This is a genomic window from Plesiomonas sp. (assembly GCF_051652165.1).
GTDB lineage: Bacteria > Pseudomonadota > Gammaproteobacteria > Enterobacterales > CAMTGL01 > Plesiomonas.
In genome coordinates, this window is sequence record NZ_JBOFTR010000016.1 from 43,259 (window position 1) to 58,150 (window position 14,892).

Below are 14,892 nucleotides of genomic sequence, written 5' to 3' on the forward strand. Positions count from 1 at the left end.
TTTAGACGTATAGGTACTTTCTCATGTCGAGCAAGCTGGTTCTGGTTTTAAACTGCGGTAGTTCCTCACTGAAGTTCGCCATCATTGATGCAGTAACAGGTGATGAGCATCTCTCTGGTCTGGCCGAGTGTTTTAACCTGCTGGAAGCCCGTATCAAGTGGAAAATGGACGGTGCAAAACACGAGGCTGAATTGGGTGCAGACGCTGCACACGCAGAAGCACTGAGCTATATCGTGAACACCATCCTACCGCAAAAGCCGGAGCTCTCTGCTAACCTGACCGCGATTGGTCATCGTATTGTTCATGGCGGTGAAAGCTTCACTGCTTCTGCTGTGATCAACACGAACGTTATCGACGGTATTAAAGCCGCGATTCCTTTTGCGCCGCTACATAACCCAGCCCACTTGATCGGTATTGAAGAAGCACTGAAAGAGTTTCCAAATTTGGCAGACAAAAACGTTGCTGTATTTGATACGGCATTCCATCAGACTATGCCACAAGAGGCATACCTGTACGCTCTACCATACAACCTATATACCGAACAGCATATTCGCCGTTACGGTGCACACGGTACTAGCCACTTCTATGTTAGCCGTGAAGCTGCAAAAATGCTGAACAAACCAGTAGAAGAGCTGAATGTTATCACTTGCCATTTAGGTAATGGTGCTTCTGTTGCTGCTATTCGTAACGGTAAATGTGTTGATACCTCTATGGGTTTAACGCCATTAGAAGGTTTGGTTATGGGTACACGTTCAGGTGATATCGATCCTGCTATCGTATTCCACCTGCACGACGCAATGGGCATGTCTGTTGCTGAAATCAACGAAATGCTGACCAAAAAATCAGGCCTACTGGGTCTGACCGAAGTGTCTAACGACTGCCGTTACGTTGAAGATAACTACGAAACTGCTGAAAACGCGAAACGTGCTATGGATGTATTCTGCTACCGTTTAGCAAAATACGTAGCATCTTATGCTGCTGCAATGGAAGGCCGTCTTGACGCTATCATCTTTACGGGTGGTATCGGTGAAAACTCAGCTCTAGTTCGTGAGCTGACCATGAAGAAACTGGCTGTTCTGGGCTTTGATGTTGATCCAGAAGGCAACCTGAAGGCACGCTTTGGTAAGTCTGGCAACATTGCCACTGCCAACAGCCGCCCTGCTCTGGTCATCCCAACCAATGAAGAGCTGGTGATTGCACAAGACGCTGCACGTCTGACTGCATAATCAACGACTTCCGCACCGTCAGCTCTGCTGGCGGTGCTTTTTTGCATTCTAGCCCAACCGAATAGAGGTTTAGCCGTGTCCCGTACCATCATGTTAGTTCCCATCGGCACCGGTGTCGGTCTGACCAGCGTCAGTCTAGGTGTTGTACGCGCGATGGAGCGCAAAGGCGTTAACGTCAACTTCTTCAAACCTATCTGTCAGCCACGTCAGGGCGGCAATGAGCCGGATCTGACCAGCAGCATTATCAACGCTAACGGCACCGTAAAAACTATCGAGCCGTTTGCCCTGAGCTTTGCCGAAAACCTGATCGGCAGCGGCCAGACTGATGTACTGCTTGAGCAGATTGTTGCGCGTTTCAGCGAAGAAACTAAAGATGCTGATACCGTTCTGATCGAAGGTTTAGTGCCAACGCGTAAGCAGTCTTTCGCCAACAACGTCAACTTTGACATTGCAAAGACATTAGGCGCAGAGATCGTATTTGTTATCACTCCGGGCACCGATTCCCCTGAAGAGCTCAAAGAGCGTCTTGAAGTGGCATGCTCTAACTTCGGTGGATTGAAAAACCAATCTATCGCAGGTGTGATTGTTAACAAACTGAACGCACCCGTTGATGAAATGGGCCGTACTCGCCCAGACCTGTCTGAAATTTTTGATGACAGCAGCAAAGCAAAATCAGCTAACGTTGAAGTTTTGCAACTATTTGCCAACAGCCCACTACGTGTTCTAGGTTGTGTGCCTTGGAGCTTTGATCTGATTGCCACCCGTGCAATCGATATGGCCAAGCACCTGAATGCTGAAATCATCAACGAAGGTGAAATCAATACCCGTCGTATTAAGAATGTCACCTTCTGTGCGCGTAGCATTCCGCACATGGTTGAGCATTTCCGCCCAGGCTCACTGCTTGTCACCTCCGCTGATCGCTCTGATGTTCTGGTTGCTGCCTCACTAGCTGCTATGAACGGCGTTGAAATTGGCGCTCTGCTACTGACTGGTGGTTACGCTATCGAACCTCAAGTTCGTGAGCTGTGTGCCCGTGCATTTGAAACCGGCTTGCCTGTATTTGGCGTAAAAACCAACACGTGGCAGTCATCTCTGAGCCTGCAAAGCTTTAGCTTGGAAGTGCCAGTAGACGACAAAGAGCGGATCGAGAAAGTTCAAGATTTCGTCGCCTCACACATTGATGGCCAGTGGATTGAGTCAATGACTGCGGCATCAAGCCGTTCACGTCGTCTGTCTCCACCAGCATTCCGCTACCAACTGACTGAACTAGCCCGTAAAGCTGGTAAGCGTGTTGTTTTGCCAGAAGGTGATGAGCCACGTACTATCAAAGCTGCAGCACTGTGTGCCGAGCGCGGTATTGCCGAATGTATCCTGCTGGGTAACCCAGAAGAGATCCAACGTGTTGCTGCTTCTCAGGGCGTAACACTGGGCAAGGGTATCGAAATTGTTAACCCTGCTGACGTCATTGAAACCTACGTTCCACGTTTGGTTGAACTGCGCAAAAACAAGGGTATGACCGAAGTTGTTGCACGTGAACAACTGCAAGACACCGTTGTTCTGGGCACAATGATGCTGGAAGCTTCTGCTGTTGATGGTCTGGTATCTGGCGCGGTTCACACCACAGCCAACACCATTCGCCCACCTTTGCAGCTGATCAAGACAGCACCGGGTGCATCACTGGTTTCTTCTGTGTTCTTTATGCTGCTGCCTGACCAAGTACTGGTTTACGGTGACTGTGCAATCAACCCAGATCCAACTGCTGAGCAACTGGCTGAAATCGCGATTCAATCTGCAGAGTCTGCTATTGCCTTTGGTATTGACCCACGTGTTGCCATGATCTCTTACTCTACCGGTACTTCAGGTGCAGGTAGTGATGTAGAGAAAGTTCGTGAAGCAACCCGTATTGCACAAGAAAAACGCCCAGATCTGATGATCGACGGCCCACTGCAATACGATGCCGCTATCATGGCTGACGTAGCAAAATCAAAAGCACCAAACTCAAAAGTAGCCGGTCAAGCTACCGTATTCGTCTTCCCAGACCTGAATACCGGTAACACCACCTACAAAGCAGTACAGCGTTCAGCTGATCTGGTCTCTATCGGCCCAATGCTGCAAGGCATGCGTAAGCCAGTTAATGACCTGTCACGCGGCGCACTGGTTGACGATATTGTCTACACCATCGCACTGACTGCAATTCAGGCGACACAACAGTAATTATTGTTCTGTCTGAAATACAAAAAACCGGCTGATAGCCGGTTTTTTTATTCGCGATTTAATACCCGAACCACGTTTTACCTAACGCGTATCCGGCCTAAAATTGTCTGCACTTATTGTCTGCACTTAGCTCGAATTTAACCCCAGCCATTAAATCGGTTAATTACTGACTTTTTTCAGTAAAAAGCTCACCGCTATTACGGTTAAGCCATAAATCAAGCGCAACCCGAGTATCTGGCGTTATTTCACGGCGACGCTGGTTTATCTCATCAAGAGACATCCACATCACTTCTGCAATCTCTGACTCTTGCAGTGCAAATGGCCCTCGGCTGATACAACTGAACAACCCACCCCACACTTTGCAATCTTCAGACTCATAATAGAAACTGCCATGATCAAGGAATGGAATGCCAGCAATACCTAGCTCCTCTTCTCCTTCACGCTTAGCCCCTTCACTCATGCTCTCGCCCGCCGACACCACACCGCCGGCAGCCGCATCCAGCCAACCGGGGTAGAAATCTTTACCCTCGGTTCGACGCTGAACTAAAATATTACCCATGCCATCGTGCACAATGATATAGGTGGCACGGTGACACAGGTTTTGCTCTCTAACTTGCTGCCGAGACACCGTATCTGTCACACGGTTCTCTTCATCCACAACATCAACCCACTCTTGCACCAGTGTATCCATCAGGTTCGATCCTTGACTTATCATCATTAAGCGTCAATTGTGATAGCAGCAATGGCAGACTGAGTGTCTAGTGCCAATACCTGTAACCGATTATCCGCCAGCAAACCATAACTTGCCGGAAATCCACCTTTTGGCAGCGCCGCTGAACCGGGGTTAAATACAATAATATCCCCTGACATTTCAGCCACCGGAAGGTGCGTATGCCCATACGCCAGTATATCTCCCACGGCAAGCGGTGGCAGTGACTGCGGGTTATAAAGGTGTCCGTGCGTTAAAAATATCCGTCGCGCAGGCAGTAAAACCTGCTGGTAATCTGCCATCACCGGAAAATGTAGCAGCATCTGATCAACGTCACTCTCACAATTGCCACGCACCGCAATAATTTTATCTTTATAGGGATTTAAAAGCGCAGCAACTTGTGCAGGAGCATAACCCGCAGGCAGCGGATTACGCGGGCCATGATACATCAGATCACCGAGTAAAATCAGCCAGTCAGCCTGATGTTGTTCAAACCGTTGTAATACCCGCTCAGTTGCCTCAACCGAGCCATGCAGATCAGAAGCAAATAACAATTTCATGGTGATAGGAAAGCAGAGGAAAGAGACGCCTAGAATACCGTAGCCATCGGACAGATGCCATGATTCATATAAGATAAAAGGCTTCAAAATGAAGCCTTTTAATTGCATAACATTACATACTGATTAAGCCTGAAAAATGAAAGCGTAATCGTTGTATTTTTTGCGCAGAAAACAACTCAAGCGTATGATTTTAAAATCAATCAATCAGCTCAACTGTCATGGCAATACCTTCACCACCACCGATACACAGCGCCGCTAAACCACGCTTTTTACCGTAGCGACGCAAGGCGTGGATCAGCGTAACCACAACACGCGCACCACTAGCACCCAGCGGATGCCCTAATGCACATGCACCACCGTGTACGTTCACTTTCGCACTGTCTAAACCGACATCTTTAATTGCCAGCAGAGTTACCATCGCAAAAGCTTCATTCACTTCAAACAAGTCAATATCATCTACCGACCAACCCGCCTGATCAATTGCTTTTCGAATAGCGCCTACCGGTGCTACGGTAAACTCTTCAGGTGCTTGGGCGTGTGATGCATAAGAGACAATCCGAGCCAACGGCTTGCAACCTTGCTGGGCGGCATACTCTTCCGTTGTTAATACCAATGCTGCAGCACCATCAGAAATGGAGCTGGAGTTTGCGGCAGTAATAGTGCCCTCTTTCGCAAAGGCAGGGCGCAGCGTTGGGATCTTCTCCGGTTTAGCATTTCCCGGCTGCTCATCAACAGCCACCAGCGTATTACCACTGCGGCTGCTAACGGTAACGGGTGTAATTTCTGCTTCAAATGCGCCTTCAGCAATCGCTTTATTTGCTTTTGCCAGTGACGCTATCGCAAAGTTATCCATCTCTTCACGGGAAAGTTCACGCTTATCGGCCATTTGCTGCGCCAATACACCCATCAGCTTACCGCTGTAAGCATCCTCAAGACCGTCAGCAAACATGTGATCTTTTACCGCACCATGCCCCATACGTAAGCCAGCACGTGCTGCTGGAAGAATGTAAGGGGATTGCGTCATGCTTTCCATACCGCCGGCAACAATTACATCTGCTTCACCGGTACGCAAACTTGCCGTAGCCTGCATCAGGGTTTTCATCCCTGAGCCACACACTTTGTTCACTGTCGTGCAGGGTACACTGTCAGGTAAACCGGCAGCTAATGCCGCTTGACGCGCAGGTGCTTGCCCTTGTCCAGCAGGCAATACGCATCCCATCAATACCTCATTAACATGATCAGCTTGAATATCAGCACGCTCTATTGCTGCTTTAATTACTTCAGCGCCCAATTGTGGGGCTGAAAATCCCCCCAAACTGCCCTGAAAACCACCCATTGGGGTACGAACAGCAGACAACACAACGATATTCTTAGACATAACAACCTCTTCCTTGGCTTATTTTGTTTTTTATCTACGGGTAAATTTTGTTCAGTATGCATCTGTATTCAGTTTTACCCGCCATAGATGACTTATAGTTTACAAAAAACTGAATATCCAAAAAAAAATTACCTACATTCCAAAATAATTGTCTGTCTGTCTGTTTTAATGCACTAAGTGTATGCCAGCGCATTACATGTAATAAACATGTTAACAACAATTAACATTTTCACTGCAAAAAAATGCCGCTGAATTTGTTATCATTCAACGGCATACGGATGTAATCACAAGTAGTCAGTAAACTTAATACGTTATCCGGCAGGCAAATCGAGCGGCAATGCCGTTGTATATTTAATCTGCTCCATGGCAAAACTTGATGTTACCTCACTCAACCCCTGCACATTGTTCACCAGTTTTTTGTAAAACGTATCAAACTGCTTCATTCCCGAAACCTGAACCCGCAGTAAATAATCGTATTCACCGGCCATACGGTAAAACTCCATCACCTCAGGGCATTCACTCACCTGCTGCACAAAAGCCTGATACCAATCACGGGTATGATTTTGTGTTTTCAGCAGCACAAATGCCGTTAATCCAACACCAATTTTCTCTGCATCCAGCAAAGCCACACGCGCTCGGATCACCCCACTCTCTTCCAGACGCTTTAACCGCTTCCAGCAAGGTGTGGTAGTCAGATTTACCGTATCAGCCAACTCCTGCAAAGAGAGTGCACTGTTATGCTGTAACAACGCCAGTAACTTACGATCTATTTTATCCAACATGATTTTTTTAGGAAAATTTTCTACTTGATAAGGTAATTGCAGGGATAATAGCAATGTTTTTCTTCGCACAGCTAGGTAGGATAATAAAAAACAGTACTGGACGCTGACATATGCCATCTCGATCTTGGGTTAACCGTGCCATTCACGCGATTGAAGCTGATTTTCAACGCTCCGCTGATACACATCTGATAAAACTGCCACTGCCTAATTTTCCGGGTATCGATCTCTATTTAAAGGATGAGAGCACTCACCCAACCGGCAGTTTAAAACACCGCTTAGCCCGTTCACTGTTTCTGTACGGCTTATGTAATGGCTGGATTAAAGAAGGCACGCCTATTATCGAGGCATCATCAGGCAGCACTGCCATTTCAGAAGCCTATTTTGCGCGCTTATTAGGTTTACCTTTTATTGCTGTCATGCCACGTACCACAGCGAAAACAAAAATTGCCCAAATTGAGTTCTATGGCGGAAAGTGCCACTTTGTTGATCACTCCTCAGAGATTTACGCGGAATCAGAACATCTAGCAAAAACACTGAATGGCCATTATATGGATCAGTTCACCTATGCTGAACGCGCTACCGATTGGCGAGGAAATAACAATATCGCAAACAGCATTTTCCGCCAAATGGAGCTAGAACCGCACCCAATTCCGCGCTACGTAGTCATGAGCGCCGGAACAGGGGGAACATCAGCAACGATTGGCCGCTATATTCGTTATAAATCACACCCCACTGAATTGCTGGTTGTTGACCCTGAAAACTCTGTCTTTTTTGATTGCTATACCCGTAATGATCGGGATTTGACCTGCGGATGTGGCAGTAAAATTGAAGGTATTGGCCGCCCGCGTGCCGAGCCCTCTTTTATTTGCGGCGTGATTGATGAAATGATGCAAGTGCCTGATTTAGCCAGCATTGCAACTATTCACTGGCTAGAGAAAATAGTAGGGCGGAAAGTCGGTGCATCAACAGGTACTAACGTATGGGGAGCATTGCAATTAGCTCAACGCATGCGTGCAAATAATGAACAAGGCTCAATCGTGACACTATTGTGTGACAGTGGTGAACGTTACCTAGATACCTATTATGATCCCGCATGGATACGCGGCACACTAGGCGATATATCGCCCTATTTTCAACAGCTTCAGCAGCTATCACAGGTGTAAATCAAACGATTTTTTCTGTTTTACTTGTTCAAACTGATACACAGACAACATAGTTACAACACAATAAACGAGAAAGCGGCTTTCTATTAATGCATAAATGCATAACTAAAAGCCGCTTTTGTTGTTCTGTTATATCCGCTCACCAAGCTAGTTTAAGTCGGTATGATAACTCTGGTTATTTACACTCTGTATCTGTTGGTTGCTCTGCAATAACCGACTCAGTAGAAGCGGTTTGTGATTGATCGCCCTCTTTTATCCATGCCACCAGCAGTGTATAAGCAACAGCCAACACAACAGGGCCGATAAATAAGCCGATAATACCAAACGCCAGCAAACCACCGATAACACCAGTCAGGATCAGCATCAGCGGTAAATCAGCACCACGCTTAATCAGCATTGGGCGCATGAAGTTATCCATGCTACCAACCAGCAGTGACCATACTAGTAGGAATGTACCCCACGTATTATCACCACTCCAGTAAATCCACGCGACAGCCGGAAACAGTACCAATGCAGGGCCTAACTGAGCAATTCCCAGTAAGAACATCAGCACAGTCAATACCATAGCGTAAGGAACACCGGCAATAAATAGCCCTACACCGGCTAAACCAGACTGAACCAGTGCGGTAACCACAACCCCCAACGCCACAGCTCGAATCGCCTGTGATGCTAAAATGACGGCTGTATCACCACGCTCGCCAGCTAAACGGCGTGTAAATCGGCGGATTCCCGTAGCCGCTAACTCTCCAGAGCTATACAGTAAACCACAGATAACAACCGTAATAATAAAGTGAACAACCAGCATACCTAAGTTGCCTGCTTGTGAGGCAATCCAACCTAAACTTTTGCCAATATAAGGTGTCAACTTGCTAAAAAGTGCCTTACCGCCACTGGCCTGTATTTGCCCCCATGTCTCAGCCAGTTTAGGCCCAATCCACGGAATTTTACTTACATTATCGAGTATAGGAATGTGCAATGAAGAGAGTTTGCTGCTCCATGCGATCAATGCAGGAGCATTTTCTATCATTGTGCTAATCGCCAATAAAATAGGGATAACAAATAATAAGAGTAACCCTATTGTCATCACTAATGTGGCTAATCCACGTTTTCCCCAAAGTACTTTTTGTAAAAAGAGCAAGATAGGCCACGTAGCAATCACGATCATCGTAGCCCAAACTAAAGCCGGTAAAAATGGGTTTACAACCCAAAATGTAGCAATGATTAAAATACCAATAAATAGCACACTGAGAACAGTACCTGCCAAATCAGTACGAATCGTTTTATTCAATGTAGCCAATGTGTTTGGCACAATAGGTTTACTCGACATAAAAAACCTTTATAAAAATCTGAGTAATAACAGCGCGATAAACTCTTCTTGTTGCAACACATCCACAAGGTTATGTCATTTAACGCGTGCACAACTTATACCTTTTCTCTATGCTTATTGGCATGCATCTTCGTAACATATACCCAGTCTTAATTGGCTACGACTATTTATCAGTATAGAAGTTAATCTCATGTCAAAAGCAGTTGTTGTATTCAGTGGAGGACAAGATTCTACCACTTGTCTAATTCAAGCTCTCTCAATTTATGATGAAGTTCACTGTATTACTTTTGATTACGGTCAACGGCATCGCGCAGAAATTGATATTGCTCGTAAATTAGCCATAGAGTTAGGCGTAACAGCACATAAAATAATGGATGTCACGCTACTCAATGAACTTGCGATCAGTAGCCTGACCCGTGATAACATCCCTGTACCGACAGAGTGTACTCAGGGTGTACCGAGTACATTTGTTCCAGGGCGAAATATTTTATTTTTGACCCTTGCCTCTATCTATGCCTATCAAATTGGTGCTAAAAATGTCATCACTGGAGTCTGTGAAACTGATTTTTCAGGTTATCCTGATTGTCGTGATGAGTTTGTACAAGCACTCAACCACGCTATTACTCTAGGAATGGGCCGTACAGTGCAATTTGATACTCCATTAATGTGGCTAAATAAAGCTGAAACGTGGGCATTAGCTGATTATTACGGGCGTTTATCTTGGGTACGAGAAAATACCCTTACCTGTTATAACGCTATTGCAGGAGATGGTTGTGGCGAGTGTGCAGCTTGTCATTTACGTGCACGAGGCTTACAAGAATATATCAAAAACCCTTCCGTTGTTATGCAACGTATGCAACAAAAAACCAAATTAACTGATTGAAATTCACTCATCTATACCTTTACATATTGGCATATTTGCGGGGATATCCCCGCTATTTACGTGACAACCAACGTACAGCTAAACGGTGCCACCAACGATATGGCGGATGAATCAGCGAATTAAAGTTGACACGTTTATACTGCAAAACAGCTTTAGAGTGTGATAATCGTTTAAATCCCTCAGGCCCATGATAACACCCTACACCCGATGTCCCTATGCCACCAAAAGGCAAACTATCAACTGCAGCATGCAACATTGTCTCGTTAATGCATAATCCACCTGAATGAACCTGCTTAGTGCACATCTCTATGATAAATGGCTCTGAAGTCATCAGATATAATGCTAAAGGTTTAGGTTTAAGGTGGATATAACGTAAAGCAGAACCAATGACATCGTATATTTTTATAGGTAATAATGGCCCAAAAATCTCTTCTTGCATAATCAGCATATTATCTGTCACCCCAGTGATAATGTGGGGTACGATACGCCGGCGTGCTTCATCGATTGCCGGTTGCTGCAAGGGGATGATTGTTGCACCTAATTTTTTTGCATCTGCTAATAAATGAATTAAACGTTGAAAGTGTTGTTCATTAATAATAGAAGTATAAGCTTCATTGTCTAATGCTGTAGGATATTGCTGAGTAAATACTTTTTGCATCGCTACAACTAAGGGCTCACATTGAGCTGCTGTGCACATTAAATAATCAGGTGCAATGCATGTTTGCCCTGCATTGAGTGATTTGCCAAATACAATAGAGCCTGCAAGTTGTGTAACATCACTATCTGGTGCAACTAATACAGGGCTTTTTCCACCTAATTCCAGTGTTACGGGTGTTAAATTTTCAGCAGCAGCACGCATGACTTTGCGTCCAACAGCTGATGAACCGGTAAAAATAATATGGTTAAAGGGCAAACGAGAAAACTCTTCACCTACACTTGTTCCTCCCTGTATCACACCAACCTCTTCATGACTAAACACATCACTCAGAAGCTTACTCAGCACGCGATTAGTTTCAGGAGTATACTCAGACAATTTTAACAATACACGATTACCTGCAGCTAATGCGGTAATCAAAGGTAACAGAGCTAAATTAACAGGATAATTCCACGGTGCAATAATACCCACAACACCAATAGGTTGGTATTCCACCCACGCTTTTCCTGGGCGAAAGACTAAATCAACAGGACGTTTTTCAGGTTTCATCCAGTGAGACAAATTTTTTAATGTATACCGCAAGAGTGTATAACACGGCATTAAATCTGCCATACGGCTTTCCATTTCTGAACGGCTAGAAAAATCTTTACCCATTGCAATAATGAGATCATGCTCGTGCTGTTTTAACGCACTTTGTAACTGTAATAACCAATGCCTGCGCATTGAGATATCAGGGTTTGAATTGATATCAAAGGCCTCTTTGACTCGGTTAAACGCGAGTTGTGCGGCACTCATGAAGCTGACTCCTTTACTCTTTTGTTTGATAGATACCCTAATATATCAGTAACAGGCACATATACTGGTACGATAAATGTTCACAATATATGTTTCTTTGCTAACCTCTATGAATTTATAGTTATAAAATGTTAACAATAAATTTAATCGTATATTGCAACACAAATTACTGACTCACCGAATAGCTCTATATTTTTACACTAAAATTTTAATTCATGTTATTGGCTTAAATTAAAATTCGTGACAAGTTTTTTTTCAAAATGCCCTCACCAATACCTTTTACTTCGGTCAACTGTTCTGCACGTACAAATGCACCGTTTTTTATTCGATAATCTACGATGGCTTGTGCTTTACTCTTTCCGATACCAAGCAATACCCGATCAAGCTCATCTACAGTGGCAGTATTTATATTCACTTGCTCTGATTTTACGGTATTCGTTGCTATTGTAGATGAGATAATAGTATTTACTGATGAGTTTGAAGAGCCTGTAGAAATGGCCGGGGAGCTTTTATCTTGTTCAATATTTTCAATTGGAATACCATTGATAATATAACGCTCATTTTCTGCATAACTTTTAATAATCACTAACAGATAACAACATAGTATCAATAGCAAACTACATAATAGTTGCCCCGCTTGATACAACCACTCTTGACATCTCTTTTTTAGATACAAAATAGACACTCTCTCTTTAAAAAATACAGCCGTTATTTAGCTCTAAACTCTGCCTGCCTAGAAAAAAAGAGTCTATCTTTGGTTTATCGAAAAGCAAAAAGCCGCAAAAGCGGCTTTTTGTTGTTGCACACAATGACAACAAAGGTGGAATATTACTCTACGTTTGCTAAATCACCGTATTTAATCTCAGTATTTGCACGTAAGCTTGCTAACATTGCAGCAAACGTTGTATTCATCTCACCATTAAGTTGTTGCTGAGCAAACATTTTTGCCATTTCTGGATTATTTTCACTCTGCACTTTTACGAGTTCAACCAGTACAACATCACCTTTATTGTCTTGGCTTAAACCATACACAGGTTGATTATTTTGTGGTTTTGGCAGATTGAAAACAGCCGCAGTTAATTGCTGATCGGGTGCATTACGCTGTAATGTCTGTGGTTGCCCAAATTGGAGTGATGCAGCTTTTAGTGCCTCATCACCTTTACCCGCTTTCAATGCAGACAGTAATTTAGCTCCCTCTGCTTGTGCAACAACTTCTGCTTTTTGATGTTTCAATAATGCAGAAATGTCTACACTCACATCAGCAAGTGGTTTGCGTGCCTCATTTTTATGCTCAATAACACGAATAACAAAAGCATGTTCATCATCTACAGAGATAACATCAGAGTTAGCATTACCGTTGATTAAATCATCACTAAAAATCGCTTTCACAACGTCAGGATAATTAAGTGCAGCAGGAATATTTTTCTCATCAAACAAACCGGTTTCTTGCGCCTTTATGCCCGTAACTGCTTCAACATCATCTAATGAATCTGGATTTTCAAATGCCTTATCACTCGCTTTTTGTTGCAAAGCATAAAACTCATTCATTGCTTTTGTATGGCGCAATTGTTTAGCTACGTCATCACGGACTTCTGATAATGGGCGTACTTGCTCAGGTTGAATATCATCTAAACGGATCACATGATAACCAAATTGAGTTTTTACAATACCAGAGATATCGCCTTTTGCTGTAAGTGCAAATGCAGCTTGATCAAAAGCAGGATCCATCACACCTTTATCTGTCCAACCTAATTCACCGCCTTTACGAGCAGAGAATTTATCTTCTGATTTTTCTTTTGCTAAAGTAGCAAAATCAGCCCCTTTTTTAAGCTCGGCCTCGATATCTTGTGCTGCTTTTTCGTTGCTGACTAAAATATGGCTTAATTTACGACGTTCAGGTTGACTAAAGCGGGCTTTATTCTCTTGGTAGTATTGGCTAATCGCCGCATCATCTACTTTTACTGCTTTTTGCAGTTCAGAGACATTAAGCTCAACATAACGTACTTTTGCTTGTTCAGGAGACATAAAACGAGTTGGATTCTTATCGTAATAGTCTTTTAGCTCTTGTTCAGTGACTGATTGTGCTGCTTCAAGAGGTTGAACAGGAATAGTCGCTAAACGAACATCACGCTCTTGTGTCAGCAATGCAAAGGTCTGGTTACTCTCTTTAGGTAACACAAAATCACTGGCAGTAAAGGCAGATAAAAGCTGCTGACGAACCATTTGCTGACGCATGTACTCACTAAAAGCTTCCGGCGTAAACCCTGCACGCTGAGTTAAATCCAGATATTGTGCGTTATCAAAATGCCCATCTTTCTGGAACTCAGGCATAGTCACAATACTTTGCTTGATTTGATCATCGCTAACGCGTAAATCAAGTGATTTGGCATACTGATTTAACAAGACATCATCAATGAGGCGATTTAAGACCTCTTTACGTAGCATAGTGAGGTAATTGGGGTCTGCCGCTAACGTATTAAAGTTATCACCCATACGCTGTTGTAAATTATTACGCTCTGTTTGGAATGCCTGCTCGAATTGCTGGCGAGTAATCTCTTGTCCATCGACTTTAGCAACATAGTTGCCTCTTGCACTGAGGAATCCTTGAACGCCGGTCAGTACGAACGACAGAATAATGATACCGAGCACAACTTTAAGAGCGATGCTATGTTGCGCTTCGCGCAATTTGTCCATCATGAGTTGACAATGCTCCGTCTTGTTACGCTGTCAAATAAGAAAAAAAGCGCATCGAATGATGCGCCTTGCAATGATAACAAAATGTCGATGATTGTAGACGCGACAACATTTTGCATAAATTATCTAAAATTAACTGTTCACAGCATCTTTTAGTGTTTTACCTGCCCGAAAACCAGGTACTTTAGCCGCATCAATAGCAATTTCTTTACCTGTTTGTGGATTACGGCCAGTACGTGCAGCGCGTTCGCGTACAGCAAAAGTACCGAATCCAACTAATGCAACTTGATCACCTGATTTTAGTGCGTCAGTTACAGAATCAATGAATGCATCTAGTGCACGGCCTGCTGCTGCTTTCGAAATATCAGCATCAGTTGCAATTTTATCAATCAGTTGAGATTTGTTCACTCTTACATCCCCTCTAAGAATCTCATATCATGCCCGACACTATCCTTTAGGGTCACGATGGCGCTTTTATATCAGTCTTACCCAAGCTTGGCAAGCAG

Annotated in this window: 13 protein-coding genes; 4 read left to right on the plus strand and 9 right to left on the minus strand. The window is 44.1% G+C overall.

Translation table 11 applies throughout. The annotated features are described in order from the left end of the window. The first annotated feature begins 23 nt into the window (after nt 1-23). On the plus strand, nt 24-1,226 hold the full coding sequence (gene ackA / locus ACRC53_RS09840) for an acetate kinase (RefSeq protein WP_438643258.1): 1,203 nt from the start codon (nt 24-26) through the stop codon (nt 1,224-1,226). A gap of 75 nt (nt 1,227-1,301) precedes the next feature. Further along, nucleotides 1,302-3,440: a phosphate acetyltransferase gene (gene pta, locus ACRC53_RS09845; RefSeq protein WP_438643259.1), complete on the plus strand. Its 2,139-nt coding sequence runs from the start codon at nt 1,302-1,304 to the stop codon at nt 3,438-3,440. 163 nt (nt 3,441-3,603) lie between these two features. On the opposite strand, the gene yfcD is transcribed toward pta, so the two are convergent. The 4 genes from yfcD to ACRC53_RS09865 all read right to left on the minus strand — a co-directional run bounded on the left by yfcD (nt 3,604) and on the right by ACRC53_RS09865 (nt 6,869). Next, nucleotides 3,604-4,131, minus strand: coding sequence for an NUDIX hydrolase YfcD (yfcD, locus tag ACRC53_RS09850; RefSeq protein WP_438623078.1), 528 nt, complete (start codon nt 4,129-4,131; stop codon nt 3,604-3,606). A gap of 26 nt (nt 4,132-4,157) precedes the next feature. Beyond that, nucleotides 4,158-4,709, minus strand: a complete 552-nt coding sequence (gene yfcE / locus ACRC53_RS09855; RefSeq protein ID WP_438643634.1) for a phosphodiesterase — start codon at nt 4,707-4,709, stop codon at nt 4,158-4,160. 196 nt (nt 4,710-4,905) lie between these two features. Next, nucleotides 4,906-6,087: a thiolase family protein gene (locus ACRC53_RS09860; protein ID WP_438643260.1), complete on the minus strand. Its 1,182-nt coding sequence runs from the start codon at nt 6,085-6,087 to the stop codon at nt 4,906-4,908. Between the two features lie 311 nt (nt 6,088-6,398). After that, nucleotides 6,399-6,869, minus strand: a complete 471-nt coding sequence (locus tag ACRC53_RS09865) for an Lrp/AsnC family transcriptional regulator (protein ID WP_438623076.1) — start codon at nt 6,867-6,869, stop codon at nt 6,399-6,401. Nucleotides 6,870-6,979: 110 nt separating this feature from the next. Here ACRC53_RS09865 and ACRC53_RS09870 point away from each other — a divergent pair, with 110 nt between their 5' ends. Next, nucleotides 6,980-8,032 (plus strand): PLP-dependent cysteine synthase family protein, encoded by a 1,053-nt coding sequence (locus ACRC53_RS09870; protein ID WP_438643261.1) that lies wholly within the window; start codon nt 6,980-6,982, stop codon nt 8,030-8,032. Nucleotides 8,033-8,207: 175 nt separating this feature from the next. Here the strand turns inward: ACRC53_RS09870 and ydiK are convergent, their stop codons facing one another. Beyond that, entirely contained in the window at nt 8,208-9,359 is a 1,152-nt protein-coding gene (gene ydiK, locus ACRC53_RS09875; protein WP_438643262.1) for an AI-2E family transporter YdiK, read from the minus strand. A 190-nt stretch (nt 9,360-9,549) separates the two neighbouring features. On the opposite strand from ydiK, the gene queC reads away from it, so the two are divergent. Next, a complete protein-coding gene (queC, locus tag ACRC53_RS09880) occupies nt 9,550-10,242 on the plus strand; it encodes a 7-cyano-7-deazaguanine synthase QueC (protein ID WP_438643263.1) in 693 nt (230 codons plus the stop codon). Nucleotides 10,243-10,294: 52 nt separating this feature from the next. Here the strand turns inward: queC and ACRC53_RS09885 are convergent, their stop codons facing one another. The 4 genes from ACRC53_RS09885 to hupB all read right to left on the minus strand — a co-directional run bounded on the left by ACRC53_RS09885 (nt 10,295) and on the right by hupB (nt 14,794). After that, nucleotides 10,295-11,692, minus strand: a complete 1,398-nt coding sequence (locus ACRC53_RS09885; protein WP_438643264.1) for a coniferyl aldehyde dehydrogenase — start codon at nt 11,690-11,692, stop codon at nt 10,295-10,297. A gap of 226 nt (nt 11,693-11,918) precedes the next feature. Continuing rightward, nucleotides 11,919-12,278: a ComEA family DNA-binding protein gene (locus tag ACRC53_RS09890; protein ID WP_438643265.1), complete on the minus strand. Its 360-nt coding sequence runs from the start codon at nt 12,276-12,278 to the stop codon at nt 11,919-11,921. Between the two features lie 242 nt (nt 12,279-12,520). Beyond that, on the minus strand, nt 12,521-14,389 hold the full coding sequence (ppiD, locus tag ACRC53_RS09895) for a peptidylprolyl isomerase (protein ID WP_438643266.1): 1,869 nt from the start codon (nt 14,387-14,389) through the stop codon (nt 12,521-12,523). 129 nt (nt 14,390-14,518) lie between these two features. Continuing rightward, a complete protein-coding gene (gene hupB / locus ACRC53_RS09900) occupies nt 14,519-14,794 on the minus strand; it encodes a nucleoid-associated protein HU-beta (protein ID WP_438643267.1) in 276 nt (91 codons plus the stop codon). Nucleotides 14,795-14,892 lie beyond the last annotated feature (98 nt).